Here is a 24,482-nt window from a genome sequence, read left to right on the forward strand (position 1 = left end):
TTGTCAGGCTCTCGGGCTCAGGCGGCGTCGCGGTACTGGCCGGGCCAGCTGCGGGGTTTCTTGTCGGCCACGCGCTGGGCGATGGCGGCGATATGCTCGGGCGTGGTGCCGCAGCAGCCGCCCACCAGGTTCACCAGCCCGGAGGCGGCGAACTCTTCCACCAGCGCCGACGTGACCTCGGGGGTTTCATCGAAGCCCGTGTCGCTCATCGGGTTCGGCAAACCCGCGTTCGGATAGCACGACACCGCGGCGTCGCAGATCTTGGCCAGCTCGGCGATATACGGACGCATCAGCGTGGCGCCCAGCGCGCAGTTCAGGCCGAAGGTAACCGGGCGCGCATGGCGCAGGCTGTTCCAGAATGCCTCGACGGTCTGGCCCGACAGGATCCGGCCCGAGGCATCGGTCACGGTGCCCGAGATCATCACCGGCACGCGCTCGCCGGTGTCCTCGAACAGCTGGTCGATGGCGAACAGCGCGGCCTTGGCGTTGAGCGTGTCGAAGATGGTCTCGACCAGGAACACGTCGGCGCCGCCTTCGAGCAAGGCCTTGCCCTGTTCGTAGTACGACTCGCGCAGCTCTTCGAAGGTGACGTTGCGCGCGCCGGGGTCGTTCACGTCGGGCGAGATGCTGGCGGTCTTGGGCGTGGGGCCGAAGGCGCCGGCGACGAAGCGCGGCTTGTCGGGCGTGCTGTACTTGTCGCAGGCGGCACGCGCCAGGCGCGCGGCCTCGACGTTCATCTCGTACGCCAGCCCGGCCATCTTGTAGTCTTCCTGCGCCACGCGGGTGGCGCCGAAGGTATTGGTCTCGATCAGGTCGGCGCCCGCGGCCAGGTATTGCTCGTGGATCTCGCTGATGACCTGCGGGCGCGTCAGCAGCAGCAGTTCGTTATTGCCCTTCACGTCCACCTTGTGCTCGGCGAAGCGCGTGCCGCGATAGTCGGCCTCGCTCAGCTTGTAGCGCTGGATCATGGTGCCCATGGCGCCATCCAGGATCAGGATGCGTTCTTGCAGCAGCCGGGGCAACTCGGCAGCCCGGGTGTAGGGGCGCGGTGCGGCCGCGCGGGATTCAGGGGCACTCATGGCGGGGACTCTGGAAAGGCGGGGCCGGCGGAGCTTCGACGGTAGGCCGCGGTGGCCGATGGCGGCCAAAGAGGTGCGATTTTATCAGGTGTATCAAGGCCTTGCGGGCGCCGTCGGTTGCCTGCCGGACGCTCCGGCGCCTACACTGAGAGACGTAAACATCACCGTCAGGCGGCCCGCGCCGCGCCTCTTCCGACCATGCAACACCTGTCCCCGACCGACGCCCACGCCTTGCTGGCGCAATCGCCCGAGACGCTCTTCATCGACTGCCGCAGCGAGATGGAATACCTGTTCGTCGGCCATCCCAAGGGCGCGCACAACGTGCCCTGGAACGACGGCCCCGACTGGGAGGTCAACCCGCATTTCGTGCAGATGGTGAAGAAGCTCGCCGGGCAGGCGTCGGCGCGGCCGGTGCTGCTGATCTGCCGCAGCGGCAACCGCTCGTCCGCCGCGGCACGTGCGCTCGAGGGCGCAGGTTTCTCCAACGTCCGCTTTGTGCTGCACGGCTTCGAGGGCGACCTCGACGCGGAACGCCACCGCAACACGCTCAACGGCTGGCGCCACGACGGGTTGCCGTGGGAGCAGTACTGAGCCATCGCACTCGGCAAGAACGCAAAAGCCCGCCGAAGCGGGCTTGATCCTCGTTGCGAAACCGGGCGCGCGGCGGCTCGGGGCGCCCGCCCGGCGTGGCCGCTCAGTGCATTACCAGCGGGTGCGTCATCACGTTGTCGAACTTGCCGAGGAAGTCATCGACCTCCTCCACCGACGGCTCGCTTTCGATCAGCCGCTTCACATCCGCACGGAAGCTCTCGGCAAGCTGGCCGCCGAGGAAAATCTCGCGCTTCAGGTTCTTGTCGACGATTTCGTAGCCGCCGAACTCAAGCGGGGCTTGCTCGACATCCGCACCGAACTCGACGATGCAGTAGTTGTCGCTGTTGTAGATCATTTGCATGGCACACCTCCTGGGCGTCATGGATGGGCGGCTCGCCCTTGTGGTTCTTGCCTCAGTTGTTGCCATGAGGGGGCGCCGCGGCTTTACCTCCAAACTTGGGGTGACCGGCGGGAAATCAAGTTATTGGGTGCCTGTCACCACGTTGCCACGATTTTCTGCCTTACATGAATTGGGCATCGGCCAATGCAACAAGTTTCTTGAGCCTGGAACATCAGTGTGTTGCTTGTCACGGAACGTCGCACTGGCCCCCACATGCGGCACTCCCCAGGAAGGCGTCCAGCGCGGCGTGGAAGCGTTCCGGCTGCTCCACGTGCACCAGGTGCGCCGCTTGCGGCACCACCTCGAGCCGCGACCCGGCGATCGCCGCGGCAATGCTCTGTGCCATTGCCACGGTGGCGCCCTGGTCCTGCTCGCCCGCTACTACCAGCGTAGGACAATGAATGCGGGAAAGCGCGCCCGCCAGGTCGAAAGCCATGATGGCCTCGGCCACACCCACGTATCCACGTACCGGAGTCGCCACCAACGTGTCGCGGATACGCAACACTTCGTCGGGATGTGACGCATGAAACGCCGGCGTCAGCCAGCGCCCGAGAGTGGCATCGGCGAGTCCAGCCATTCCGTGGGCCTCGGCCTGGCCGATGCGGTTGTGCCACATCGGGTGGGCCTCCATCGGCGTCTGGCTGTTGGTCGCCACCAGCGTCAGCGAGAGCAGCCGCTCGGGATGGCGCAGCCCCATGCTCTGCCCGATCATCCCGCCGACCGAGATGCCGCAGAAGTGCGCCTGCGGGATCTGCAGCGCATCCATCACCGCGACCACGTCGTCGGCCAGACGCGTCATGGTGTAGGGGCCGAGCGGGGCATCGCTGGCGCCATGGCCGCGCAGGTCCGGGCGCACCACGCGGTAGCGGCCGGCCAGGTGCCTGGCGGTGAGGTCCCACAGGGTATGGTCGGCCGCCAGGGCATGGGCCAGGATCACCCAGGGCCCGTCGGCGCCATCCAGGCGCACGTGCAGGTCGGCGCCGTCGGCATGGATGCGGCGGGTTTCGGTGGGCGGCGTTGCAACGGTCATGGCTGGGACTCCTTTCGGTCAAAGCCTGCGTGGATCTGCGCGAACCCGCGGCGCTACGGTCCTTCCCTGCCGCGGTACACCAGGTCGATCTGGGTGCCGTCGGGCTCGGTCTGGCGCAACCGCACCGGCATCCAGCCGAGCGACTGCGCCAGCCAGACCTCGACGCGGCGCCGGTCGTTGGCGCGGCGCGGCAGCCGCACAAAGTGCTTGGCGCGCACCACGCCCTGGCCGGTGTCGACCTCGACCTCTCCAACATACTGCACTTGCATCGGTTCCACATCCCGGGTGTCGGCCACCTGGAACGATTCCGTCACTCCGGGCGTGACGTAGCGCTGGGGATTGCCGCGCACCAGCCCCACCAGTTGCAGGAAGACGCTGAAGCGGTCCTGGGCGCCGGGCGGGAACGGCGCCTGCGCGCCCGAGGCAAAGGCCACCGTGCCGGCCGCGGTGTCGATGCGCGAGGCCTCGACCTTGTTGCGACGGCGCTCTTCGTAGCGTTCTGGCAACAGCCCCTGCTCGGCCAGCGCGCCGCTGCTCTGGAAGGCAAAGCGGAACCACAGCACGCGGGTCTCGACCGCGAGCCGGTAGCGGCTGCCGTCCTGCTCCCAGCGGATCAGTCCGTCCGGGTTCTGCACGCCGTTGACGAAGCTGGCGTAATGCATGGTCGCCGAAGGGGGCGCGCTGTAGCGCACGCCGTTGACGCCGCCCTGCGGCCCGCCGGAGGGGGCCGGCGCGGCCGCGGGCGCGGCCGCGCTGCCTTCGCCGCCGCTGCCGGCAGCCATCTCGGTAGCGCCCTGCGGGCTGGTGGCAAGCGGCGGCGCCGGCTCGGGGGCGGGAGCGGGCACTTCCGGTTCAGGTTGCGGCGCCGCGGGCTTGGGCTGCGGGCGCGGTGCGCGCGCGATCGGCCGCGGCTTGGGTGGCGCCGGCGGCGCCGGCGGCGGCAACAGCACGGCTTCCAGGGTGGGGGTGTTGCTGACATCGACCGGGATCAGCGGACCGGGCATGCGCACCAGGCCCACCACCGCCAGCAGGTGGACCAGCAGCACCAGCGCAATCACAACGATCCAGCGGCGCCGGCGCCAGACGCGGGGATCCGCGCCGGGGCGGGCGGGGGGATCAGGCTTGGCCGGTTTGCCCGGCCGGGGGGGCGGCACCAAGGTAGCCGAGTTCCGATGAGAGCTGTTGGGCGATGGCGCGCACGCGGCGATCCATCGTACCGCCCCATTCTGCATCGAATATGCTTTGCGCGCCCAGCACGATCAGTCCCATGGCGAGATGGCCGTTGGCGTCGAACACCGGCATTGAGAACGCATTGATGCCCGGCAGCACCCCGCCGAGCGTGCGCGCGGCGCCGTGTGCGCGTACCTCTGCGCAGATCGCGTCGTAGTCGGCCAGCGTGTGCGGCATGTCCGGCACGCCGTCGTGGCCGCGCGCGCCCAGCTCGCGCTCGATCAGCGGCAGCGTCTGCCTGCGCGGCAGGTAGGCGCCGTAGAGCCGGCCAGTGGCGGAGTTGAGCATCGGCATCACGTCGCCCAGGCGCAGGCTGACGGTGACCGGATGGCTGGACTCCTCCCAGTGCACCACCGTGGGACCGTGGTTGCCCCACACGGCGATGCCGGCGGTCAGGTCGAGCTCGTCGCGCAGCTGCGACAGGATCGGGCGCGCCTTCTTGACCGGGTCGAGGCGGTTCAGCCCGGCCAGCCCCAGCTGCAGCGCGAACGGCCCCAGGTCATAGCGCCCGCTCACGGGGTCCTGCGCCACCGCGCCCAGCCGCATGAAGCTGACCAGGTAGCGGTGGGCCTTGGCCGGGTTCATGTCGGCGGCGGCGGCCAGGTCGCGCAGCATCATCGCGCGCGGCGATGCCGCCAGCGCCTGCAGCAGCCTGAAGCCCACCTCGATGGACTGGATGCCGGAACGCAGCTTGGCGTCTTCTTCTTCGATCTCTGACATGCGGGTGGCAGGGGTGTGCTTGCTGGCTGGGGGAGGGAAAAATCCTAGGTAAATTTACTATAGCGAAATCGATTTACCAATTTTTAAGCGCTCGGTAGACTTTCTTCGCTACAGACCTGGCCGGCGGGCGCACGTGCGGCCCGCCACACCGGGCCCCGTTTTACCATGGAGACCACCGATGCGCCCCCCTGGCTACTTCCGCCCCGTTCTTGCCGCCCTGACCGCCGCGCCCCTGCTCGCCCTGCTGTGCACCGCCAGCGCCCCTGCGCGCGCCGACAACTGGCCGTCGCAGCCGATCCGCTGGGTGGTGCCCTACCCCGCCGGCGGCGGCACCGATGTGGTGGCGCGCACCGTGGCCCAGGCGATCACGCCGGCGCTGGGCAAGCAGGTGGTGATCGACAACCGGCCGGGCGCCGCCACCATCGTCGGCGCCGACGCCGTGGCGCATGCCAAGCCCGACGGCTACACCGTCCTGACCGCCGATACCGCCACGCTGGCCGCCAATCCGTCGCTGTACAAGAAGCTGCCGTACAACGCCGACAAGGATTTCGTCTATGTCGGCCAGCTGGCGCGCTTTCCGCTGGTGCTGGTGGCCAACCCGAATTTCCCCGCGCGCACGCTCAAGGAAGCGATCGACTACGCGCAGAAGCATCCGGGCAAGGTCAACTTTGCCTCGCCGGGCGCGGGCAGCCCGCACCATCTGGCGATGGAGCTGTTCATGGACCAGACCCGGGTCAAAATGACGCACGTGCCCTACAAGGGCGCCGCACCGGCGGTGCAGGACCTGCTGGCAGGGCAGGTCGACCTGATGTTCCTGGACCTGGCCTCGGGCCAGCAGAACGTACAGGCCGGCAAGCTGCGCGCGCTGGGTGTGGCCACCCCCAAGCGCCTCACCGTGCTGCCCGGTGTACCCACCGTCGCCGAAGGCGGCGTGGCCGGCTTCGAGGCCTACGCCTGGCAAGGCATGGTGGCGCCGGCCGGTACGCCCAAGGCCGTGGTCGCGCGGCTGAATGCCGAGCTGGTCAAGGCGCTGAAGACGCCCGAGGTGCAGAAGAAGCTGGAAGGCGTGGGCGTCGAAGCGGTGTCGAGCACGCCCGAGGAATTCGCCAGCTACGCGCGCGCCGAGGCCGAGCGCTGGGGCAAGCTGATCAAGGCCAAGGGCATCACGGTCGACTGAGCGGCGCGCGCGCCGCGTTAGACTAGCGCCCATTGCGCCTGCCCCGGCAGGCGCCCCCGATCCCTACCGTATCCCATGAAACTCGCAACCCTGAAGGACGGTTCGCGCGACGGCCAGCTGGTGGTCGTGTCGCGCGACCTGAAGACCGCGCACTTCGCCACCGACATCGCCGGCAAGCTGCAGACCGTGCTCGACGACTGGCAGTTCTACGCGCCGCAGCTGCAGGACCTGTACGACGCGCTCAACGGCGGCCGCGCCCGGCATCCGTTTGCGTTCGCGCCAAAGGACTGCATGGCGCCGCTGCCACGCGCCTACCAGTGGGCCGACGGCTCGGCCTACGTCAACCATGTCGAGCTGGTGCGCAAGGCGCGCGGCGCCGAGATGCCGCCCGAATTCTGGACCGACCCGCTGATGTACCAGGGCGGCTCCGACGATTTCCTGGGCCCGCATGACGATATCGTCTGCGCCAGCGAGGCCTTCGGCATCGACTTCGAGGCCGAGGTGGCGGTGATCACCGGCGACGTGAAGATGGGCGCCACCCCGGAGCAGGCCGGCGATGCCATCCGGCTGGTGATGCTGGCCAACGATGTCTCGCTGCGCAACCTGATCCCGGCCGAACTGGGCAAGGGCTTCGGCTTCTTCCAGAGCAAGCCGGCGACGGCGTTCTCGCCGGTGGCTGTGACCCCGGACGAACTGGGCGACGCGTGGCGCGAGCGCAAGGTACACCTGCCGATGACCGTGCACTGGAACAGCAAGAAGGTGGGCCAGCCCGACTGCGGCACCGACATGGTGTTCGACTTTGGCCAGCTGATCGCGCATATCTGCAAGACCCGCAACGTGCGCGCCGGCAGCATCGTCGGCTCGGGCACGATCTCCAACGTCGACCGCAAGAAGGGCTACTGCTGCATCGCCGAGAAACGCATGCTCGAGACCATCGACGAAGGCAAGCCGGCGACCGAGTTCATGAAGTTCGGCGACGCGGTCAAGATCGAGATGTTCGACGCGCAGGGCCATTCGGTGTTCGGCGCGATCGACCAGCTGGTGGCGGCGGCCTGAGGCACGGCGGGCGGGGGAGCGCAGCCGCGCGCCGGATTTGCATATAATTAACCGACCGCTCGGTTGGTAAATTTGAATGCCGTCACCTTGCGTCCGGCGCCCGCGCCGGGCGCCCACTTCAAAGGCCCCCATGACCACGCCCTCCGCTGACACCTCCACCCTGTCGCCGCGTTACGCGCGCTACCGCGCGCTGACCCTGCGCCGCCACGGCCCGATCCTGGAAATCGTCATGGGCGCGGCCCAGTCGGCCAACCAGAAGCTGGCCACCGCGGACGCCAACATGCACCGCGAGCTGGCCGAAATCTGGCGCGACGTCTCCGCCGACCCCGAGGTGCGCGTCGCGCTGATCCGCGGCGAGGGCAAGGGCTTCTCCGCCGGCGGCGACCTCGCGCTGGTCGAGGACATGGCCAACGACTTCGACACCCGCACCCGCGTCTGGCACGAGGCGCGCGACCTGGTCTACAACGTCATCAACTGCGACAAGCCGGTGGTGTCGGCGATGCACGGACCGGCCGTCGGCGCCGGCCTGGTGGCGGGCCTGCTGGCCGATATCTCGATCGCGGCGAAGACCGCGCGCATCGTCGACGGCCATACCCGGCTGGGCGTGGCCGCCGGCGACCATGCCGCGATCGTGTGGCCGCTGCTGTGCGGAATGGCCAAGGCCAAGTACTATCTGATGCTGTGCGAGTCGGTCAGCGGCGAAGAGGCCGAGCGGATCGGCCTGGTCTCGCTGGCGGTGGATGAGGACGAACTGGTGGCGCGCGCGTTCGAGGTGGCCAACCGGCTGGCGGCGGGGTCGCAGAGTGCGATCCGCTGGACCAAGTACGCCCTCAACAACTGGCTGCGCATGGCCGGCCCCGCTTTCGATACCTCGCTGGCGCTCGAATTCATGGGTTTTGCCGGCCCCGACGTGCACGAAGGCATGGCGAGCCTGCGCGAAAAGCGGCCGCCTCGGTTCAGGTAACGACGACGCAGCCGCGCTCCCGGAGGTCCGGGCACCGGGGCTGCGCCGCACACGGAGCGCCCAACCATGTTCGGACAGATTCCCGATTTCACCAACGGCTTCGACTTCATGCGCCGGCTATGGGGCGGCGCCGGCATGCCTGCCGGACTGATGCCGGGCCTGCAGGCGATGACGCCGCCGATGGACCTGGAAGACCTCGACAAGCGCATCGCCGACCTGAAGGCGGTGGAAAGCTGGCTGCAACTCAATACCAACCTGCTGCGCACCACCATCCAGGGACTGGAAGTGCAGCGCGCCACGCTGGTGGCGCTGCAGACCTTCGGCAACGCGCTGTCGCCCGAGGCGATGCAATCGGCGATGGAAAACGTCGCGCGCGCGGCCAACGCGCCCAGCGCCGAGGCGCCGCAACGCACCGGCGCGGATACCGGAGCCAATACCGGCACGGACAACCGCAGCGGCGCACCGGCCGAACCGCCGGCCGCCGAGGAGGCGCAGGCCGCCGCCGGCGACACCGATGCCGGCCCGGCGCCCAACGCCGCGCTGTGGTGGGACATGCTGCAACAGCAGTTCAACCAGATTGCCAGCGGCGCCGCAGCGGCCAGCATGGTGCCGTTCGGCATGGGCGGCATGGGCGGTTTTGGCGCCGCCGGCGCCGCCACGCCAGCCGGCACCGCCCAGTCCGGCGCAGAGAAACCGAAGACCGCGGCGGCCGGCAAGACGCCTTCGGCGGGTACCGCCAGCCCTGCCGCGAAGAAGGCGCCGGCGAAGAAAGCGCCGGCGAAGAAAGCGGCTGCCAAGAAGCCGGCCAGGGCAAGGCCGGCCCGGGACGCGGGCGAGGGTGGCAACGGCGGCAATGGCGGCAACAACGGCGCCGGCGGCGGCGTCACCAACTGATCCCGCCGCAGCCTGACGCCCCCTTCCCCCAACCGCCCATGCACCGCGATTCCCTGCCGCTGCCCCCGGCGGCGCCTCCGTCCGGCCCCAACCCCGCCGCTACCGCCCTGATCCTGATGGGCGGCGGCGCGCGCGCCGCCTACCAGGCCGGCGTGCTCAACGGCGTGGCGCGCATCGCCGCGCGTCATGGCAAGGCGCAGGCGGCGCTGCCGTTCGGCATCATTGCCGGCACTTCGGCCGGGGCCATCAACGGCGCGGGGCTGGCCATCCACGCCGGCGACCTGGAAGCCGCCACGCAGAGCCTGGGCGCACTCTGGCACAGCATCCATGCCGACGAGGTCTACCGCACCGATGTGCTGCGCGTGGGCGTGTCGGGGGCGCGCTGGCTGTCGACGCTGGCGCTGGGCTGGGCCACCCAGCGGCGCGCGCCGCGCGCGCTGTTCGACAACACGCCGCTGGGCAGCATGCTGGGCGAGCTGTTCGAGCCCGCGCGGGTGCAGGCCAGCCTCGACAGTGGCGCGCTGCAGGCGTTCGCGGTGACCGCGCTGTCGTACAGCACCGGGCGCCACGTGACCTTCTACCAGTCGCTCCACCGCATCCATCCCTGGCACCGCAGCCAGCGCATCGCGGTGCCGGCGCAGATCACGGTGGACCACCTGCTGGCATCATCGTCGATCCCGTTCCTGTTCCCCGCCATGCCGCTGGAACTCGACGGGCACCACGAGTGGTTCGGCGACGGCACCATGCGCCAGATGTCGCCGCTGTCGCCGGCGATCCACCTGGGCGCGTCGCGCATCCTGGCGATCGGCGCGGCCTCGCGCCAGCGCTCGGGCTGGTTCGATACCATGCCGGGCGGCGGCTATCCGTCGCTGGCACAGGTGGGCGGCCAGGCGCTGGCCAGCATCTTCCTGGACGGCTTGAACGCCGACCTGGAGCGGCTGCTGCATATCAACCGGCTGCTCGCGCGCATGCCCGAGGTAGCCGGCGACCGCGAAGGCTGGCGCCCGGTGCAGGTGATGACGGTGGCGCCCAGCGAGCCGATCGAGGCCATCGCCGCCGAGCACCAGAAGCAGTTGCCGCGCACCGTGCGCGCGCTGCTGGCGCCACTGGGCGGCACCGAGGCGCGCGGCGCCGCGTTCGCCAGCTACCTGCTGTTCGAGCCGGCCTTTACGCAGGCGCTGATCGCGCTGGGCGAGCGCGACGCCGAAGCCCAGGCCGACGAGCTGGCGGCCTTCCTCTACGGCATCGTCCCCGGTACGGCGCCGGCCGCGCCCGGCACCGGCGACCAGGCGGCCGAGCAGGCCGTCTCTCCCTGAGTTGCCGCCGTCACATGACGGTCTCAGAAGGCGCCCGCGCTGTCACTTTGGCGCGCCGCCGCGGCGCTGATCGCCCGGAAAATGCAGAAGGCGCCGGCAAACGCCCGCCGAGCGTTGCATATTTGCCCCGCTCCGGCCGAAAAAGGAGAGAAGAGAATAATTCGCATCTGGTAGAATCTGCCCGTAATTTCAAAGGCTTACCATGCTCTACCCCGAACTGTTCAAATCGTTGGAAGCCGTCCGCTGGCACATGGACAAGGACATCCCCTGGGATACCTTCGACGCCAGCATGCTGACGGACGACCAGGCCAAGACCATTCGCATGAATGCGATCACGGAATGGTCCGCCCTGCCCGCGACCGAGATGTTCCTGCGCGACAACCGCCACGACTCTGACTTTTCGGCGTTCATGAGCATCTGGTTCTTCGAGGAACAGAAGCATTCGCTGGTGCTGATGGAGTACCTGCGCCGCTTCCGCCCGGACCTGGTGCCGACCGAGGAAGAACTGCATGCTGTGCGCTTCGAGTTCGACCCGGCCCCGCCGCTGGAAACGCTGATGCTGCATTTCTGCGGCGAGATCCGCCTGAACCACTGGTACCGCCGTGCCGCCGAATGGCACACCGAACCGGTGATCAAGCATATCTACCGCACCCTGTCGCAGGACGAAGCCCGCCACGGCGGCGCCTACCTGCGCTACATGAAGAAGTACCTGGCGCAGTTCGGCGACAGCGCGCGCGCGGCCTTCGCCAAGATCGGCGTGCTGATGGCATCCGCGCGTCGCACCGAGAAGCCGCTGCACCCGACCAACCTGCACGTCAACAAGGCGCTGTTCCCCAACGACACGGTGCAGTCGCGCCTGCCGGACCCCGACTGGCTCGAGAAATGGCTGGACGAGCAGATCCGCTTCGACGAAGGCTGGGAGAAGAAGGTCATCGAACGGATCCTGCACAACATGTCGCTGCTGTTCGAACGTACCTTTGAAACCGTGCAGGACCTGAACCGCTACCGCAAGGAGCTGAACGCCAGCCTGCAAGGCGCCGGCGCGGCCCGCCCGGCGCAGGCCTGAGCGTCCGGGACCGGAAAAAAAATGCCCCGCCGAAGCGGGGCATTTTTTTTACCTTCACGCATTCCCGACAAATGCGGCCCGCGCGGGCGGGGTGCAACGCCGTTTTCCTGTTCCCGGAAATACGGTGCCGCGGATGATAAGCGCGCCAGCGGCTGCGCAGGTAGTAGCCGGTTACTACATCGCTGCCGTGCCGCGGGATGCGATGGCGCAAGCCATGGCCGGCCCGCGGGCGGCGCGCAAGAACGGGTACCATTCGTGCAAGCGCGCCGGCTCCGCCACGGGGGACCGGCCTCCACCCATCCCATGCCCTGATCCATGTCCGTACCCGCCTTCGAATCCAAGCTGACTCCCGCCGACGACACCGCCGCGCTGGCCGCGCGCATCGCCGCGCTGCCGCGCCCGCTGGTGTTTACCAACGGCGTCTTCGACATCCTCCATCGCGGCCATGCCACCTATCTGGCGCAGGCGCGCGCGCTGGGCGCCAGCCTGGTGGTCGGGGTCAACAGCGATGCCTCGGTGAAGATGCTGGGCAAGGGCGACGACCGCCCGCTCAACCATGAATCGGACCGCATGGCGCTGCTGGCCGCGCTCGCCTCGGTCGACCTGGTGGCGATGTTCCGCGAACAGACGCCGGTGGAGCTGATCCGCCTGGTGCGCCCCGACATCTACGTCAAGGGCGGCGACTACGATATCGATACGCTCGAAGAAACCCGGCTGGTGCGCAGCTGGGGCGGCCAGGCCTATGCCATCCCCTTCCTGCACGACCGCTCGACCACCAAGCTGCTGACGAAGGTGCGCGAGGGCGGCTGAGGCGCCGCGCCTGCGCTACGCGCCCGGTGCCGACGCCGGCGTGGCCAGCGGCGGTTGCAGCCGCATCCGCTCGCCCCGCACCTGCTGCTCCAGCCGGTGCGGCTCGCGCGGCGATTCGAACCAGCCCGACAGCGGCTGCGCGCCGAACGCGCCCAGCACCGCCGCCAGCAGCACGGCGTTGGCGAACAGCAGCGACAGCAAGGCGATGCGCAGGGAGCGGGTGATCATGGGGAATCGGACCGAGGTGGGGACGTAGCGTCGTTACGCGTCGGCCACGGCCATCGCATGCAGGCCGAGCAGCACCAGATTATCGTGCATCTCGAACGGCACCGCGAGCGCGCCCGCCAGCGCGCCGCGGGCACCGCCGGACAGCAGGCAGCGCGGCGGGCGCGCAGCATCGCCGCGCTCGCCCAGCGCACGCCAGGTGCGCTCGATGGCGCCGGCCTGCGCGGCCAGGCAGCCGGCGGCAATGGCGTCGTGGGTGTTGTCGGCCCAGCGCCGCTGCGTGCCCGCCACGCTGCCGGCCTCGCCGACATCCAGCGCCGGCAGCTGCGCCGTATTGCGCGCCAGCGTGCCCAACATCAGCGCCAGCCCTGGCAGGATCAGCCCGCCTTCGAAGCGCGCGCCGCCAGCCTCCGTCACGGTGACGATATCGAGCGTGGTGGCGGTGCCGGCGGTGACCACCAGCAGCGTGTCGCGCGGCAGCCAGCGGTGCGCGCCGACCGCGCCGACCCAGCGGTCGACGCCAAGCTGGGTCGGTTCGCGATAGCCGTTGGCAAGGTCGCCATGCGCGGCCGCGCTGCGTACCCATTGCACCGGCGCGCAGCCGCCAAAGGCGTCGGCCAGCGCGGCATCGACGGCGGCGGCAATCACCGGCCCGGCCACGTTGCTGATCCACACCGACGGCATCGGCCCGCTCGCGCGCAGCGCGCGCAGTTCGGCGGCCAGGGCCGGCAGCGCGCCGTCGTCGGCGTGCGCGACCGCGCCGGCGTGCCGCCACGGCGTCGGCAGCCTGGAGATGCCTGCGGTGGCGGGCGCCGCACCGGCGTCGCACCACGCCCACTTGAGCCGGGTATTGCCGATATCGACCAGCAGCCGCGGCGCGTTCATGCGTGCCCTTCCTTGCCCGCGGCGGGCCGCAGCGACAGCTCGCCGCTGGCGATGCGCTCCAGGCCCGCGGGCGTTTCCAGCAGCAGGTGGCCGGCCTCGTCGACGCCGCGCGCCATGCCTTCGGCGATCACCTCGCCGTCATGCAGCAGCCGCACCGGCTGGTCGCGGTAGGCATCGGCAGCGGACCAGCGCCGCGCCATCGGCCCGAAGCCATGCGCGAGGAAGTCCGCGCGCATCGCCGCCAGCCGCTCCAGCACCGCGGCCAGCAGGCGCGGCGCATCGCGCCCGGCATCGAAGTCCGGCATGGCCTCGGCCACGCCCGCCAGTTCGCGGCCGAGCGCGGCCTCCATTTGCGCGTCGCGCACCAGGTTCAGGCCGATGCCGATCACCGCCCAGACGCGCCGGGGGCCCGCCGGCACCGATTCGATCAGGATGCCGGCCAGCTTGCGGCCATCGATCTGCAGGTCATTGGGCCATTTCAGTCCGACCCGCGCGCCCAGCGCCGGGGCCACGTCGCCCAGGGCCTCGGCCAGCGCCAGGCCCACCGCCAGGCTCAGGCCGCTCAGCTGCGCCGGCGCCAGCGCCAGCGGCAGCGCCACCGAGAAGGTCATGCCGGCCTGCCCCTGCCACGGCCGGCCCTGGCGTCCGCGCCCGGCGGTCTGGCGATAGGCCAGGCGCAGCGTGCCGGCGTCGGACCACGGCGCCTGGCGGCACAGCGCGGTCAGGTCGGCATTGGTCGAGCCGGTTTCCTCGACCAGTTCCACGGTCCAGTCGCGCAGCGCGGGCGACAGCATGGCGCGCAGCGCGCCGGCATCGATGCGCCAGGACGTGGCGATGGAAGGATCGGGCGGATTCGGAGGAACGGCGGACATGCGCGGCAAGGGGCTGGATGGGGCTGGATGGGGCGGGATCGCGGTCGGCACACGCAGGATCCGGGTCGGAACCCGGGCCTGCGGCAGATGCCGCATTGTAGCCGCGCCGCGCCGCCGGGCATGCCCCCGGGCACGGCGCGGTCGCGCCAGCGGGGCGCGTGGCTTAGAATCGAGACTCGGCCATCACATCGCTAGCCCTTGGAACGCCAGACGACGCCAGACTTCCAGATCACGCGCGGGGACGGAACCGTCAGCGTACAGCTGCGTGGCGACTGGACTGCGCTCGCGCTGGCCGGCTGCCGCCAGGCGCGGCAGCTGCGCGCGCAGCTGCACGAACTGGCCCAGGCTCCCGACCACGCGCAATGGTCGCTGGCCGGCGTCGAGCGGCTCGACCATATCGGCGGGCAGCTGCTGTGGCAGGCCTGGAACGGCGCGCTGCCGCAACGGCTGGAGGCCAGCGAGGGCCAGCGCCGCGTGTTCGAGCGCATCGCCGCGGTGCAGAACGAGGGCTGGAAAAAGCACATGGTGGACCGCTTCAACCCGGTCACGCTGTTCGGCGCCAACGTGCTGTCGTTCGGCGCGCAACTGGGCAACGGCGTCACCATGCTGGGCCAGCTGGCGTTCGACCTGCTGCGCTTCGCGCGCATGCCGCAGCGCGGCCCGTGGCGCGAGATCTCGGCCAACATCTACAACGTCGGCTACAAGGCGCTGGGGATCACGGCGCTGGTCGGCTTCCTGATCGGCATCGTGCTGTCGTACCTGTCGGCCAACCAGCTGCGCACCTTCGGCGCCAGCACCTTCATCGTCAATATCCTGGGCATGGCGGTGATCCGCGAACTCGGGCCGGTGCTCGCCGCGATCCTGATCGCGGGGCGCTCGGGCTCGGCCATCACCGCGCAGATCGGCGTGATGCGCGTGACCGAAGAGCTGGACGCGATGCGCGTGATGGGCATCTCGCACGGCTTCCGGCTGATCATGCCGCGCGTGATCGCGCTGGCCATCGCCATGCCGCTACTGGTGGCGTGGACCGACGTGATGGCGCTGGCCGGCGGCATGCTGGCCGCGCGCATGCAGCTGGGCATCAGCGCCACCTTCTTCCTGCGCGAGCTGCCCGATGCGGTGCCGGTGGCCAACCTGTGGCTGGGGCTGGGCAAGGGCGTGGTGTTCGGCATCCTGATCGCGCTGACCGCCTGCCACTTCGGCCTGCGCATCAAGCCCAACACCCAGAGCCTGGGCGAAGGCACCACCGCCTCGGTGGTCACCGCGATCACCATCGTGATCCTGGCCGACGCGGTCTTCGCCATCCTGTTCAAGGACGTGGGCCTGTGAACGCGGCGCAAGCGAACGCGACCCAGCCAGGCGCGCCGCAGCCCGCGCCGGAGCGCATCCCGGTGATCGAGGTGCGCGACCTGGTCAAGCGCTTCGGCAAGGCGGTGGTGCACGACCATGTGGACCTGGACGTCTACCGCGGCGAGGTACTGTCGATCGTCGGCGGCTCGGGCAGCGGCAAGACCGTGCTGCTGCGCCAGATCGTCGGGCTGGAGCGCCCCACCTCGGGCACCATCAAGGTGTTCGGCGAGGATCCGGCGCGGCTGAGCCCGGCCCAGCTGCAGGCGCTGCGCAGCCGCTGGGGCCTGCAGTTCCAGCGCGGCGCGCTGTTCTCGGCGCTGTCGGTGATCGACAATATCGCGCTGCCGCTGCGCGAGTTGCGCGCGCTGCCCGACAACCTGATCTGCCAGGCGGCGCTGCTCAAGCTGCAGCTGGTGGGGCTGTCGGCGCGCGATGCCGACAAGATGCCGTCGGACCTGTCCGGCGGCATGATCAAGCGCGTGGCGCTGGCGCGCGCGCTGTCGCTGGAACCTGAGCTGCTGTTCCTGGACGAACCCACTGCCGGCCTGGACCCGATGGCGTCCGACGACTACGTCGCGCTGATCCGCGAGCTGCGCCGCGAGCTGGGCCTGACCGTGGTGATGATCACGCACGACCTCGACACGCTGGTGGCGCTGTCCGACCGCGTCGCGGTGCTGGCTGACCACAAGGTGATCGCGGCCGCGCCGATTGCGCAAGTGGTGGAGGTGGACCATCCCTTCATCCGCGAGTATTTCCTGGGCGAGCGCGCCCAGCGCGCCCTGCAGGCGCTGCCCCAGCCCGGGCAGCCCGCGGCGCCGCCCCCTGGAGAAGCATGATGGAAAACAAGTCCCACGCCTTCCTCGCCGGCGTGTTCACCATCGGCCTGGCCGTGCTGGTGCTGTTCGCGATCTTCTGGTTCAGCAGCGACCACGCGGTGCGCGTGCCGTACGACCTGATCACCCGCTCCACCGTCAACGGCCTCGGACCGCAGGCCGACGTCAAGTACCGCGGGCTGGCGGTGGGCAAGGTCGAGTCGATCAAGTTCGATCCGCAGGTGCCGGGCCAGATCATCGTGCGCGTCAACGTCAACCGCGAAACGCCGATCACGCGCACCACCTACGCCACCCTGGGCTTCCAGGGCGTGACCGGGATCGCCTACGTGCAGCTCGACGACTCCGCCGCGCACGACGGTACCGCCGCCTCGCCGCCGCTGCCGACCTCGCCGCGGGCGGTGGCGCGCATCGCCATGCGGCCCGGCTTCTTCGAGGAACTGGAAAAGCGCGGCGATTCGCTGCTGACCCAGGCCGAGACCCTGATGGGCTCGCTCAACGACATGTTCCGGGGCGCCAACCGCGACGAGCTGATGGCGGCGATCCGCTCGGTGCGCAAGACCGCCGAAGACTATTCGCGCCTGTCCGATTCGCTCGCGCCGGCGGCGCAGCGCCTGCCGAAAGTGGCCGAGAACCTGAACGCGACGCTGGAATCGACCCGGCGCCTGACGCAGGAACTGGCCAACCCCAACGGCACCGTGATGCGCACCGTCGACAGCGTCGGGCGCGACCTGCAGGGCGCGGCCGCGTCGGTGCAGTCGGCCGCGGGCACCTTCAGCGAAGAGACCCTGCCGCAGCTCAATGGCCTGGCCCGCGACGCGCGCCAGACCGCGCGCAGCTTCGAACGCGCCGCCGGCCAGTTCAACGAGAGCCCGAGCAGCGTGCTGTTCGGCGCGCCCGCGCCCACGCCAGGGCCGGGCGAGCCGGGCTTCAGCGCGGCCCCGTAGCGCGGCCGGCCTGCGATACAGCCCGCGCCCGAACCTGTTCCCATCGATCACGCCAAACGCCAACCGCGAGAATCCGCCGTGAACCCTGCGACCGAGATGCCACGCTTGCTGCGCTCCGCGCCCGCCCGCCTGCGCGCGGCCCTGCTGATTTTCTCCGCCGGCCTGGCGCTGTCGGGCTGCGCGCTGACCCGCGGCGAACCGACCATCACCTATGACCTGGGCCCGGCCGTCGCCGCCAACACGGCCGCCGGCACCGGGAACCCTGCGCCCGCGGCACTGCCCAAACTGCGCGTGGCGCAGACCGACGGGCCCAACTGGCTGGAAGGCAATGCGCTGTTCTACCGGCTCCAGTACGCCCAGGCGCAGCGCCTGCAGGCCTACGCCACGCAGCGCTGGGTGATGTCGCCCACGCGCCTGTTCGACGAGCGCCTGCGCGAGGCCGTGGCCGCGCGCGGCACGCTGGGCTGGTCCGGCGACAGCAGCGCGCCGGCGCTGAAGGTGGACCTGCTCGAGTTCGACCAGGTGTTCGACAGCGCCATCACCAGCGAGGGCGTGGTGCGGCTGCGCGCCACGGTGTACCGGCACGGCATGCTCGGCCAGCAGACCTTCGAGGCGCGCCGGCCCGCGCCCAGCGCCGACGGCGCCGGCGGCGTCAAGGCCCTGGCCGAAGCCAGCGACGCCGTGATTGCCGCGCTGCTCGACTGGATCGGCACGCTGCAGCTAAAGTAAAGCAACAGGAGATTTGCCATGGAGCCGGCTCCCCCGCCGCTCTCCGCGCCGCCGCCTGCGGCTGTGCCAGCAGCATCCGCGACCGCGCCGCAGCACTCGCCGCTGGCGCGCGTGGGGCTGCTCTGCTTCACGCTGCTGGTGATCTATGCCAGCCTGTACCCGTTCACCGGCTGGATCGACAACGGCATCTCGCCCTTTGCCTTTGTCAGCGCGCCCAAGCCGCGCTACATCACCGACTTCGACCTGCTGACCAACGTGCTGGGGTATTTCCCGTTCGGCGCGCTGGTGGTGCTGTCGCTGCATCCGCGCGTGTCGGGCGGGCGCGCCACGCTGGTGGCGCTGGTGGCCGGCGCCCTGCTGTCGGCGTGCATGGAGGCCTTCCAGACCTGGCTGCCCAGCCGGATCTCGTCCAACATCGACCTGATCACCAATGCGCTGGGGGCGCTGCTCGGCGGCGCCGTGGTGGCGCCGTTCACGCGCGCGCTGATAGACGACGGCCGGCTGACGCGGCTGCGCCATGCGTGGTTCGAGCCGCACGCCAGCTTTGCCATCATCCTGCTGCTGCTGTGGCCGTTCGCGCAGGTGTTTCCGCAGGAGCACCTGTTCGGCATGGGCGGCATCGTGCGCGAATGGCTGACCGATCCGGAATCCTGGCCGATGCAGGTGCTGCAGATGGTGTTCCCGCAGCTGGAGTCCTGGCAGGACCATATCGGCCTGCGGCCCGAGGACATGCAGAGCCAGCAGTTGCTGGAATCGCTGGTAACCGCCAGCAGCTGGGTCGGCACCGGCCTGTTCGCCTCGGTGGCGATGCGCCGCAGCGCGCCGATGCTGCGCATCCTGGCCGGCCTGCTGGCGGCGGCGCTGCTGCTCAAGGCGACCGCGGCCGAGCTGCAGTTCCCGACCGAAAGCGCCTTCGTCTGGCTGTCCGAAGGCGGGCGCTTCGCGCTGCTGACCAGCTCGCTGGTGCTGGCGCTGCTGCTGTACCTGCCGCGCTGGCTGCGCGCGGTGCTGGCGATGGCGGCGCTGATCGTGCTGGTGGCGCTGACCAACGTGCTGCCGTCCAACCCGTACGCGTGGATCTCGGAGCAGGGCTGGCGCATGGGCCGCTTCATACACTTCAACAGCCTGGCGCAGTGGCTCGGCTGGCTGTGGCCGTTCCTGGCGTTCTGCTATGTGATCTGGCGCTTCGAGCAGGTCAGCCTGCGCCGCCATGCGATGAAGAAAGCCGCGGCACGCCGCGAGGCGGCCGCGGCCAACCTGCAGGAGTAAGCGGCGCGGACATGCGCGCCGACGCTCAGTGCAGTTGCCCGCCCTGTTCGCGCACGTCGGCGCGGGTTGACAGCGCCGTCGCCACCGCGGTGCGCAGGCCCTTCACCAGCGTCTCGTGCGCCAGGCTCGGCTGGCCCGGATGGCGCGCGGCCTGCTCGGGCAAATACGGAATGTGGATAAAGCCGCCGCGCACCGCGCCGTCGGGCTGCCGCGCCAGCCGGTGCATCAGCCCGTAGAACACATGGTTGCAGACGAAGGTGCCGGCGGTCTGCGACACCGACGCCGGCACGCCGGCCGCGCGCATGTCGCGCACCATCGCCTTGATCGGCAGCGTGGCAAAGTAGGCGGCCGGGCCGTCGGCGACGATGGCGGTGTCGATCGGCTGGGCGCCGGCGTTGTCGGCGATGCGCGCATCGTCGACATTGATCGCCACCCGCTCGACCGACATCTCGGCGCGGCCGCCGGCCTGGCCGACGGCGATCACCAGGGTCGGGCGCAGCGCGTCGAGCAGTTCGCCGATGGCGGCGGTCGCCGCGCCGAATACGCACGGCAGCTGGCGCGCGACGATCACCGCGTCGCCGACACGCTCGCCGTCGAGCGCGCGCACGGCTTCCCACGACGGGTTGACCGGTTCATCCTCGAACGGCTCGAAGCCGGTCAGCAGCACGGTAGTCATGGCGGGGCTCCTGTCGCTTACATCAGCCAGTACAGCAGCACGATATTGGCCGCCAGGATCGCCAGCGCGGTCGGCACCTGCGCGCGGATCACGGCGTTCTTGTCGTCGAGTTCCAGCAGCGCCGCCGGCACGATATTGAAGTTGGCCGCCATCGGCGTCATCAGCGTACCGCAATAGCCCGAGAACATGCCGATCGCCGCCATCACCGCGGGATTGCCGCCGAACATGCCGACCAGGATGGGCACGCCGACACCGCCGGTCATCACCGGGAAGGCGGCGAAGCCATTGCCCATGATCACCGTGAACAGCGCCATGCCGACGCAGTAGACCGCCACCGCCACCAGCTTGTAGTCCAGGTTGATATAGGCGGTGGTCAGGTGCGCCACGGCCTTGCCCACGCCGGCGTCGGCAAACACCAGCCCGAGCATCGCCAGCATCTGCGGCAGCACCAGCGCCCAGCCCAGCGACTCGGTCAGCCGGCGCGATTCGCGCAGGCCCTGCGCCACGGTGTCGCGCGTGAGCCAGCACACCACCGCCAGCGAGATCAGGCAGCCTATCCCCAGCGAAACGAAGGTCACGTTCTTGGGATCGAGCAGGGGCACGCCGGCGACCCGGACATCCTTGAACAGCATGGTGCCGATCACGGTCACCAGCGGGATCAGCAGCGCCGGGATGAACAGCCTGTTGCCGAGGCGGCTCGCACTGGCGCGGCGCTCGGTCTCGGGCAGGCTGTCGTGCTTGCCGTGGCCGACGCCGCCGAAGCCCGCGATCAGCGCCATCACCACCGCGCCGATGCCGACCGCGGCCGGCGGCAGCCGGTCGCCGGCCAGGAACACGATCGCGTACAGCAGCCAGAACAGGCCGGTGCTGAGGCGGCGCGGGTGCGCGCGGTCGGTGAAGGTCATCAGCGCGGTGATGGCCAGCACCAGGCCGGCGAGCCAGTAGAGGTATTCGATCGAAATGATCATGGCGCGCTCCTTACTCGGCGCTCGGCGCAGGCACGGCGGTGCGGGCAGCGTTGCCGCCCAGCTCGCGCTCGAGCCAGCCGTCCAGGCGCTTGAGGCGCACGGCGTGGATCAGGAAGGCGCAGATGGCGGTGGGGATGCCCCACACGGCGATATGCAGCGGCTCGACCTCGATGTTCGACGACAGCAGGAAGGTATGCATCAGCGCGATCGCCCCGAACGCAACGAAGATGTCCTCGCCGAAGAACAGGCCGACGTTGTCGGTGGCGGCGCAGAAGGCCAGCACGCGCTGGCGCACCGGCTCGGGCAGGTGGCCGAAGCGGTTCTCGGCCGCGCCCTCGGCCATCGGCGCCAGCAGCGGGCGCACCATCTGCGGATGGCCGCCGAGGCTGGTCAGGCCGATCGCCGCGGTCAGCTCGCGCACGCCCAGGTAGACGATCAGCAGGCGCCCGACCGTGGCCGAGGCAATGCGCGCGATCCATGCCTGCGCGTGCTCGCGCAGCCCGTGGCGCTCCAGCAGGCCGATCACGGCCAGCGGCAGCAGGATGATCAGCGGCAGGTTGCGCGCCTTGACGAAGGCGGTGCCGATCGCGGAGAAGATCTGCATCAGCGGCATCGGTGCGGCCAGCCCGGTGGCCAGCGCGGCGAGCACCACCACCAGCATGGGATTGAAGCGCAGCACGAAGCCGACGATGATGACGCCGACCCCGACAAGGGGCCAGAGATTGACTGCCTGTTCCATGGAAACACCAAACGAAGATAACGAAGGCGCGCGGACAGCAGCCGTCGTGACGCGTGACGGGGCAGGCCGCGTGGGGAAATGCCGGCGTGAAGGCGCAGGAACGCGCTCAGTCGCCGGCGCGGATCGCGATGCCTTCTGCGCCCAGCCGTTCCCGGATGCGGCGCGCGAAGGCCAGCGCGTGAGCGCCGTCGCCGTGCAGACACACGGTTTCGGCCTGAATCGGTACCCAGGTGCCGTCGATGGCGCGCACGCGCTGCTCGCGCACCATGGTCAGGGTCTGGTCCAGGGCGACTTCCTCGTCCTCATGCAGCGCGCCCGGCGTGCCGCGTTTGACCAGCGTGCCATCGGGGTTGTAGCCGCGGTCGGCAAAGACCTCCTGCTTGACGCGCAGGCCGGCCTCCTTCGCCACGTCGATCATCTGGCTGCCGGCCAGGCCGAAGAACACCAGGTCGGGGTCGAAGTCGCGCACCGCGCGCACGATCGCGCGCGCCAGCGCCGGGTCGCGCACGGCCTGGTTGTACAGCGCGCCATGCGGCTTGACGTGGTGCAGCACCCCGCCCTGCGCGCGCACGATCGCGTCGAGCGCGCCGATCTGGTACAGCACGTCGGCGTAGACGTGTTCCGGGTCGCGCTGCATCTCGGTGCGGCCGAAGTTCTCGCGGTCCGGGTAGCTCGGGTGCGCGCCGATCGCCACGCCATGCGCCAACGCCCACTTCACCGTCTGCACCATGGTGGCGGCATCGCCCGCGTGCCAGCCGCAGGCGATATTGGCCGAGCTGATCAGCGCCAGCAGCGCCTCGTCATTGCCACAGCCTTCGCCAAGATCCGCGTTCAGATCGATCTGCATTGCCATTCTCCTGTGCGGCGCCCGGGCGCCTTCTCTTATGCTGCCGCTCGCGTGCGGGTACGCCGGCGCGCGGCAATGGGCATGCCATCGCCCTGCCATTGCAGCGCCTGCCCGATCTGCCGCAGGTAGCGTGCCAGCTCTTCCTGCGCCGCTTCGGCCTGCGCCAGCGTGACCTGCACGAAGCGCACCGGCGCGCCCAGCGGCACCTGCGCCAGCCGCCACAAATCCGCTTCGATCACCACGCCGATCTTGGGATAGCCGCCGGTGGTCTGCGCATCGGCCATCAGCGCGATCGGCTGGCCCCCCGGCGGCACCTGCATCACGCCCGGCATCACGCCGTGCGAGAGCAGGTCGGCGCTGCGCTCGGGGCGCCGCGCCAGCGCGGGCCCGGCGAGGCGCAGGCCCATGCGGTTGCTGTTGGGCGTGACGGTCCAGTCGGCCTGCCACAGCGCGGCCTGCGCGGCCGCGTCGAAATCCTCGTATTCCGGCCCCGGCAGCATGCGGATCGCCGTGGCCTTGCCTTCGACCGCCGCGGGCAGCGCCCACGCCGGCGCCTGCACGCCGATCCAGTCGGTCTCGGCTTCCAGTCCCGGCCGCCCCGCGGGCAGGCGGTCACCCTCCTGCAGCGCGCGGCCGCCCAGCCCGCCGAAACCGGACTTCAGGTCGGTGCTGCGCGAACCCATCACCGGCTCGACCGCGATGCCGCCCGCCACGCACAGGTACACGCGCGTGCCGCCGCGCGTCGACGGCAGCGTCAGGGTCTCGCCCTTGTGCGCGTCGAACGCATGCCATGACCACACCGGCATGCCGTCGAGATTGGCGCCGCATTCGGCGCCGGCCAGGGCCACGCGCATATCGGCATGGAAGCGCACCGCGGCGCGTCCCAGCGTGAATTCAATGGCGGCGCAGCCGGGCGCATTGCCAAGCAGGCGGTTGCCGACTTCCACCGCCAGCATGTCCATGGCACCGCAGCGGCCCACGCCAAAACGGCGAAAGCCGGTACGGCCCAGGTCCTGCACCGAGGCGAGCGCGCCCGGACGAAGGATCTCGATCACGCGATGATTTCCTCGGCGACAAAGCGCACGGTATCGCCGGGCGCGAACAGGGACGGCGGATCGCGGTCCGCCACGAAGAGTTCGGCGTCGGTGCGCCCGATCAGCTGCCAGCCGCCCGGCAGCACCGCCGGATAAATGCCGGTCTGCTCGCCGCCGATGCCGACCGACCCGGCCGGCACCGCCACCCGCGGCTCGCGCCGGCGCGGCGTGGCCAGTTCCGGCGCGAGCCCGCCCATATAGGCAAAGCCGGGCTGGAAGCCGAGGAAGTAGACCACGTACTCGCCCGCTGCATGACGGCGCACCACTTCCTGCGGCGTCAGGCCGGTATGCGCGGCGACGTCGCCCAGGTCCGGGCCATGCTCGCCACCGTAGCGCACCGGGATCTCGACCAGCTTGCCGGTGGCATTGCGCGCCTCGCCCGAGGCCCACGCCAGCTTCAGGTTGCGCTCGAGCGCGTCGACGTCGGCACTGCCGTCGAAGATCACGGTCAGGTTGTTCATGCCCGGCACCACGTCGACCACGCCGCGCCAGTCCGCGGCACGCGCCGCCATGGCCCAGATGCGGCGCTGGACTGCCAGCGATGCGGGCGGCGCGACGCTGTACAGCAGCGCGTGCTCGGCAAGTCGGTGGACGGTGCAGTTCATGAGATTCCCGGTAGCGCACTTGCTACCCAGTGTAGGCAGACAAGCCGGAATGTGACGTCTTTGTATTTCATCGATAATTTATCGATGAATTCATCATATCGAAATGGACAGGG

Annotated in this window: 27 protein-coding genes; 13 read left to right on the forward strand and 14 right to left on the reverse strand. The window is 70.0% G+C overall.

From position 1 onward, the window contains the following. Nucleotides 1–17 precede the first annotated feature (17 nt). Entirely contained in the window at nucleotides 18–1,079 is a 1,062-nt protein-coding gene (locus tag GA0116996_RS20175) for a homocysteine S-methyltransferase family protein (RefSeq protein WP_092315177.1), read from the reverse strand. 198 nt (nucleotides 1,080–1,277) lie between these two features. Here GA0116996_RS20175 and GA0116996_RS20180 point away from each other — a divergent pair, with 198 nt between their 5' ends. Next, complete coding sequence (locus GA0116996_RS20180; RefSeq protein WP_018006652.1) at nucleotides 1,278–1,670, forward strand: rhodanese-like domain-containing protein; 393 nt, start codon at nucleotides 1,278–1,280, stop codon at nucleotides 1,668–1,670. A 103-nt stretch (nucleotides 1,671–1,773) separates the two neighbouring features. Here the strand turns inward: GA0116996_RS20180 and GA0116996_RS20185 are convergent, their stop codons facing one another. From GA0116996_RS20185 to GA0116996_RS20200, 4 genes are all read right to left on the reverse strand, one after another. Further along, entirely contained in the window at nucleotides 1,774–2,031 is a 258-nt protein-coding gene (locus GA0116996_RS20185; RefSeq protein ID WP_012351433.1) for a BTH_I0359 family protein, read from the reverse strand. A gap of 226 nt (nucleotides 2,032–2,257) precedes the next feature. After that, nucleotides 2,258–3,100 carry an alpha/beta fold hydrolase gene (locus GA0116996_RS20190; RefSeq protein ID WP_092315179.1) on the reverse strand — a complete coding sequence of 281 codons (843 nt, stop codon included), beginning with the start codon at nucleotides 3,098–3,100 and terminating at the stop codon, nucleotides 2,258–2,260. 53 nt (nucleotides 3,101–3,153) lie between these two features. Then, a complete protein-coding gene (locus GA0116996_RS20195) occupies nucleotides 3,154–4,158 on the reverse strand; it encodes a DUF3108 domain-containing protein (protein ID WP_244159926.1) in 1,005 nt (334 codons plus the stop codon). A 58-nt stretch (nucleotides 4,159–4,216) separates the two neighbouring features. Then, complete coding sequence (locus GA0116996_RS20200) at nucleotides 4,217–5,050, reverse strand: IclR family transcriptional regulator (RefSeq protein ID WP_092315181.1); 834 nt, start codon at nucleotides 5,048–5,050, stop codon at nucleotides 4,217–4,219. Between the two features lie 178 nt (nucleotides 5,051–5,228). Between GA0116996_RS20200 and GA0116996_RS20205 the strand changes: the two genes are divergently transcribed. From GA0116996_RS20205 to rfaE2, 7 genes are all read left to right on the forward strand, one after another. Next, nucleotides 5,229–6,227: a Bug family tripartite tricarboxylate transporter substrate binding protein gene (locus GA0116996_RS20205; protein WP_092315183.1), complete on the forward strand. Its 999-nt coding sequence runs from the start codon at nucleotides 5,229–5,231 to the stop codon at nucleotides 6,225–6,227. A 75-nt stretch (nucleotides 6,228–6,302) separates the two neighbouring features. Then, on the forward strand, nucleotides 6,303–7,283 hold the full coding sequence (locus tag GA0116996_RS20210) for a fumarylacetoacetate hydrolase family protein (protein ID WP_092315185.1): 981 nt from the start codon (nucleotides 6,303–6,305) through the stop codon (nucleotides 7,281–7,283). Between the two features lie 130 nt (nucleotides 7,284–7,413). Further along, on the forward strand, nucleotides 7,414–8,247 hold the full coding sequence (locus GA0116996_RS20215) for an enoyl-CoA hydratase/isomerase family protein (protein ID WP_092315187.1): 834 nt from the start codon (nucleotides 7,414–7,416) through the stop codon (nucleotides 8,245–8,247). A 66-nt stretch (nucleotides 8,248–8,313) separates the two neighbouring features. Further along, complete coding sequence (locus tag GA0116996_RS20220) at nucleotides 8,314–9,141, forward strand: PhaM family polyhydroxyalkanoate granule multifunctional regulatory protein (protein WP_092315189.1); 828 nt, start codon at nucleotides 8,314–8,316, stop codon at nucleotides 9,139–9,141. 38 nt (nucleotides 9,142–9,179) lie between these two features. Further along, nucleotides 9,180–10,457 (forward strand): patatin-like phospholipase family protein, encoded by a 1,278-nt coding sequence (locus tag GA0116996_RS20225; protein ID WP_092315191.1) that lies wholly within the window; start codon nucleotides 9,180–9,182, stop codon nucleotides 10,455–10,457. A 202-nt stretch (nucleotides 10,458–10,659) separates the two neighbouring features. Next, on the forward strand, nucleotides 10,660–11,523 hold the full coding sequence (locus GA0116996_RS20230) for a ferritin family protein (protein WP_018006661.1): 864 nt from the start codon (nucleotides 10,660–10,662) through the stop codon (nucleotides 11,521–11,523). A gap of 315 nt (nucleotides 11,524–11,838) precedes the next feature. After that, entirely contained in the window at nucleotides 11,839–12,333 is a 495-nt protein-coding gene (gene rfaE2 / locus GA0116996_RS20235) for a D-glycero-beta-D-manno-heptose 1-phosphate adenylyltransferase (RefSeq protein ID WP_092315193.1), read from the forward strand. 15 nt (nucleotides 12,334–12,348) lie between these two features. Here rfaE2 and GA0116996_RS20240 read toward each other — a convergent pair whose 3' ends face one another. Genes GA0116996_RS20240 through GA0116996_RS20250 form a run of 3 tightly spaced genes read right to left on the reverse strand, consistent with a single transcriptional unit; the run spans nucleotide 12,349 to nucleotide 14,315 of the window. After that, nucleotides 12,349–12,561: a hypothetical protein gene (locus GA0116996_RS20240; RefSeq protein WP_092315195.1), complete on the reverse strand. Its 213-nt coding sequence runs from the start codon at nucleotides 12,559–12,561 to the stop codon at nucleotides 12,349–12,351. Nucleotides 12,562–12,594: 33 nt separating this feature from the next. Continuing rightward, nucleotides 12,595–13,443, reverse strand: a complete 849-nt coding sequence (locus GA0116996_RS20245) for a type III pantothenate kinase (protein ID WP_092315197.1) — start codon at nucleotides 13,441–13,443, stop codon at nucleotides 12,595–12,597. Beyond that, nucleotides 13,440–14,315: a biotin--[acetyl-CoA-carboxylase] ligase gene (locus GA0116996_RS20250; RefSeq protein ID WP_092315548.1), complete on the reverse strand. Its 876-nt coding sequence runs from the start codon at nucleotides 14,313–14,315 to the stop codon at nucleotides 13,440–13,442. The genes GA0116996_RS20245 and GA0116996_RS20250 overlap by 4 nt, the downstream gene beginning before the upstream one ends. A gap of 198 nt (nucleotides 14,316–14,513) precedes the next feature. On the opposite strand from GA0116996_RS20250, the gene GA0116996_RS20255 reads away from it, so the two are divergent. The 5 genes from GA0116996_RS20255 to GA0116996_RS20275 all read left to right on the forward strand — a co-directional run bounded on the left by GA0116996_RS20255 (nucleotide 14,514) and on the right by GA0116996_RS20275 (nucleotide 19,440). Next, nucleotides 14,514–15,644 (forward strand): MlaE family ABC transporter permease, encoded by a 1,131-nt coding sequence (locus GA0116996_RS20255; RefSeq protein WP_092315199.1) that lies wholly within the window; start codon nucleotides 14,514–14,516, stop codon nucleotides 15,642–15,644. Then, the gene (locus GA0116996_RS20260; RefSeq protein WP_092315201.1) at nucleotides 15,641–16,501 is read left to right on the forward strand and encodes an ABC transporter ATP-binding protein; all 861 of its coding nucleotides are present in this window, start codon (nucleotides 15,641–15,643) and stop codon (nucleotides 16,499–16,501) included. Before GA0116996_RS20255 ends, GA0116996_RS20260 begins: the two co-directional genes overlap by 4 nt. Further along, the gene (locus GA0116996_RS20265) at nucleotides 16,498–17,442 is read left to right on the forward strand and encodes an MlaD family protein (RefSeq protein WP_092315203.1); all 945 of its coding nucleotides are present in this window, start codon (nucleotides 16,498–16,500) and stop codon (nucleotides 17,440–17,442) included. The genes GA0116996_RS20260 and GA0116996_RS20265 overlap by 4 nt, the downstream gene beginning before the upstream one ends. 96 nt (nucleotides 17,443–17,538) lie before the next feature. Continuing rightward, on the forward strand, nucleotides 17,539–18,171 hold the full coding sequence (locus GA0116996_RS20270; RefSeq protein ID WP_092315205.1) for an ABC-type transport auxiliary lipoprotein family protein: 633 nt from the start codon (nucleotides 17,539–17,541) through the stop codon (nucleotides 18,169–18,171). 18 nt (nucleotides 18,172–18,189) lie between these two features. After that, nucleotides 18,190–19,440, forward strand: coding sequence for a VanZ family protein (locus GA0116996_RS20275; RefSeq protein ID WP_092315207.1), 1,251 nt, complete (start codon nucleotides 18,190–18,192; stop codon nucleotides 19,438–19,440). A gap of 25 nt (nucleotides 19,441–19,465) precedes the next feature. Here GA0116996_RS20275 and pcp read toward each other — a convergent pair whose 3' ends face one another. The 6 genes from pcp to pxpB form a co-directional block, all read right to left on the reverse strand. Then, nucleotides 19,466–20,116, reverse strand: a complete 651-nt coding sequence (gene pcp / locus GA0116996_RS20280) for a pyroglutamyl-peptidase I (protein ID WP_092315209.1) — start codon at nucleotides 20,114–20,116, stop codon at nucleotides 19,466–19,468. A 17-nt stretch (nucleotides 20,117–20,133) separates the two neighbouring features. Further along, nucleotides 20,134–21,084, reverse strand: coding sequence for a DUF979 domain-containing protein (locus GA0116996_RS20285; protein ID WP_092315211.1), 951 nt, complete (start codon nucleotides 21,082–21,084; stop codon nucleotides 20,134–20,136). 10 nt (nucleotides 21,085–21,094) lie between these two features. Then, nucleotides 21,095–21,823 carry a DUF969 domain-containing protein gene (locus GA0116996_RS20290; RefSeq protein ID WP_092315213.1) on the reverse strand — a complete coding sequence of 243 codons (729 nt, stop codon included), beginning with the start codon at nucleotides 21,821–21,823 and terminating at the stop codon, nucleotides 21,095–21,097. 106 nt (nucleotides 21,824–21,929) lie between these two features. Next, a complete protein-coding gene (gene pxpA / locus GA0116996_RS20295; RefSeq protein WP_092315214.1) occupies nucleotides 21,930–22,670 on the reverse strand; it encodes a 5-oxoprolinase subunit PxpA in 741 nt (246 codons plus the stop codon). A gap of 35 nt (nucleotides 22,671–22,705) precedes the next feature. Continuing rightward, nucleotides 22,706–23,725: a 5-oxoprolinase subunit C family protein gene (locus GA0116996_RS20300; RefSeq protein WP_092315216.1), complete on the reverse strand. Its 1,020-nt coding sequence runs from the start codon at nucleotides 23,723–23,725 to the stop codon at nucleotides 22,706–22,708. After that, on the reverse strand, nucleotides 23,722–24,369 hold the full coding sequence (pxpB, locus tag GA0116996_RS20305; protein ID WP_092315218.1) for a 5-oxoprolinase subunit PxpB: 648 nt from the start codon (nucleotides 24,367–24,369) through the stop codon (nucleotides 23,722–23,724). The genes GA0116996_RS20300 and pxpB overlap by 4 nt, the downstream gene beginning before the upstream one ends. Nucleotides 24,370–24,482: the final 113 nt, after the last annotated feature.

Source organism: Cupriavidus alkaliphilus (assembly GCF_900094595.1).
In the GTDB taxonomy this organism is placed as follows: Bacteria; Pseudomonadota; Gammaproteobacteria; order Burkholderiales; family Burkholderiaceae; genus Cupriavidus; species Cupriavidus alkaliphilus.

Bases quoted from the DNA above. Each gene is read 5' to 3' on its own strand.
- GA0116996_RS20175 (WP_092315177.1), bottom strand. From the start codon at position 1,079: ATGAGTGCCCCTGAATCCCGCGCGGCCGCACCGCGCCCCTACACCCGG.
- GA0116996_RS20180 (WP_018006652.1), top strand. From the start codon at position 1,278: ATGCAACACCTGTCCCCGACCGACGCCCACGCCTTGCTGGCGCAATCG.
- GA0116996_RS20185 (WP_012351433.1), bottom strand. From the start codon at position 2,031: ATGCAAATGATCTACAACAGCGACAACTACTGCATCGTCGAGTTCGGT.
- GA0116996_RS20190 (WP_092315179.1), bottom strand. From the start codon at position 3,100: ATGACCGTTGCAACGCCGCCCACCGAAACCCGCCGCATCCATGCCGAC.
- GA0116996_RS20200 (WP_092315181.1), bottom strand. From the start codon at position 5,050: ATGTCAGAGATCGAAGAAGAAGACGCCAAGCTGCGTTCCGGCATCCAG.
- GA0116996_RS20205 (WP_092315183.1), top strand. From the start codon at position 5,229: ATGCGCCCCCCTGGCTACTTCCGCCCCGTTCTTGCCGCCCTGACCGCC.
- GA0116996_RS20210 (WP_092315185.1), top strand. From the start codon at position 6,303: ATGAAACTCGCAACCCTGAAGGACGGTTCGCGCGACGGCCAGCTGGTG.
- GA0116996_RS20215 (WP_092315187.1), top strand. From the start codon at position 7,414: ATGACCACGCCCTCCGCTGACACCTCCACCCTGTCGCCGCGTTACGCG.
- GA0116996_RS20220 (WP_092315189.1), top strand. From the start codon at position 8,314: ATGTTCGGACAGATTCCCGATTTCACCAACGGCTTCGACTTCATGCGC.
- GA0116996_RS20225 (WP_092315191.1), top strand. From the start codon at position 9,180: ATGCACCGCGATTCCCTGCCGCTGCCCCCGGCGGCGCCTCCGTCCGGC.
- GA0116996_RS20230 (WP_018006661.1), top strand. From the start codon at position 10,660: ATGCTCTACCCCGAACTGTTCAAATCGTTGGAAGCCGTCCGCTGGCAC.
- rfaE2 (WP_092315193.1), top strand. From the start codon at position 11,839: ATGTCCGTACCCGCCTTCGAATCCAAGCTGACTCCCGCCGACGACACC.
- GA0116996_RS20240 (WP_092315195.1), bottom strand. From the start codon at position 12,561: ATGATCACCCGCTCCCTGCGCATCGCCTTGCTGTCGCTGCTGTTCGCC.
- GA0116996_RS20245 (WP_092315197.1), bottom strand. From the start codon at position 13,443: ATGAACGCGCCGCGGCTGCTGGTCGATATCGGCAATACCCGGCTCAAG.
- GA0116996_RS20250 (WP_092315548.1), bottom strand. From the start codon at position 14,315: ATGTCCGCCGTTCCTCCGAATCCGCCCGATCCTTCCATCGCCACGTCC.
- GA0116996_RS20265 (WP_092315203.1), top strand. From the start codon at position 16,498: ATGATGGAAAACAAGTCCCACGCCTTCCTCGCCGGCGTGTTCACCATC.
- GA0116996_RS20270 (WP_092315205.1), top strand. From the start codon at position 17,539: ATGCCACGCTTGCTGCGCTCCGCGCCCGCCCGCCTGCGCGCGGCCCTG.
- GA0116996_RS20275 (WP_092315207.1), top strand. From the start codon at position 18,190: ATGGAGCCGGCTCCCCCGCCGCTCTCCGCGCCGCCGCCTGCGGCTGTG.
- pcp (WP_092315209.1), bottom strand. From the start codon at position 20,116: ATGACTACCGTGCTGCTGACCGGCTTCGAGCCGTTCGAGGATGAACCG.
- GA0116996_RS20285 (WP_092315211.1), bottom strand. From the start codon at position 21,084: ATGATCATTTCGATCGAATACCTCTACTGGCTCGCCGGCCTGGTGCTG.
- GA0116996_RS20290 (WP_092315213.1), bottom strand. From the start codon at position 21,823: ATGGAACAGGCAGTCAATCTCTGGCCCCTTGTCGGGGTCGGCGTCATC.
- pxpA (WP_092315214.1), bottom strand. From the start codon at position 22,670: ATGCAGATCGATCTGAACGCGGATCTTGGCGAAGGCTGTGGCAATGAC.
- pxpB (WP_092315218.1), bottom strand. From the start codon at position 24,369: ATGAACTGCACCGTCCACCGACTTGCCGAGCACGCGCTGCTGTACAGC.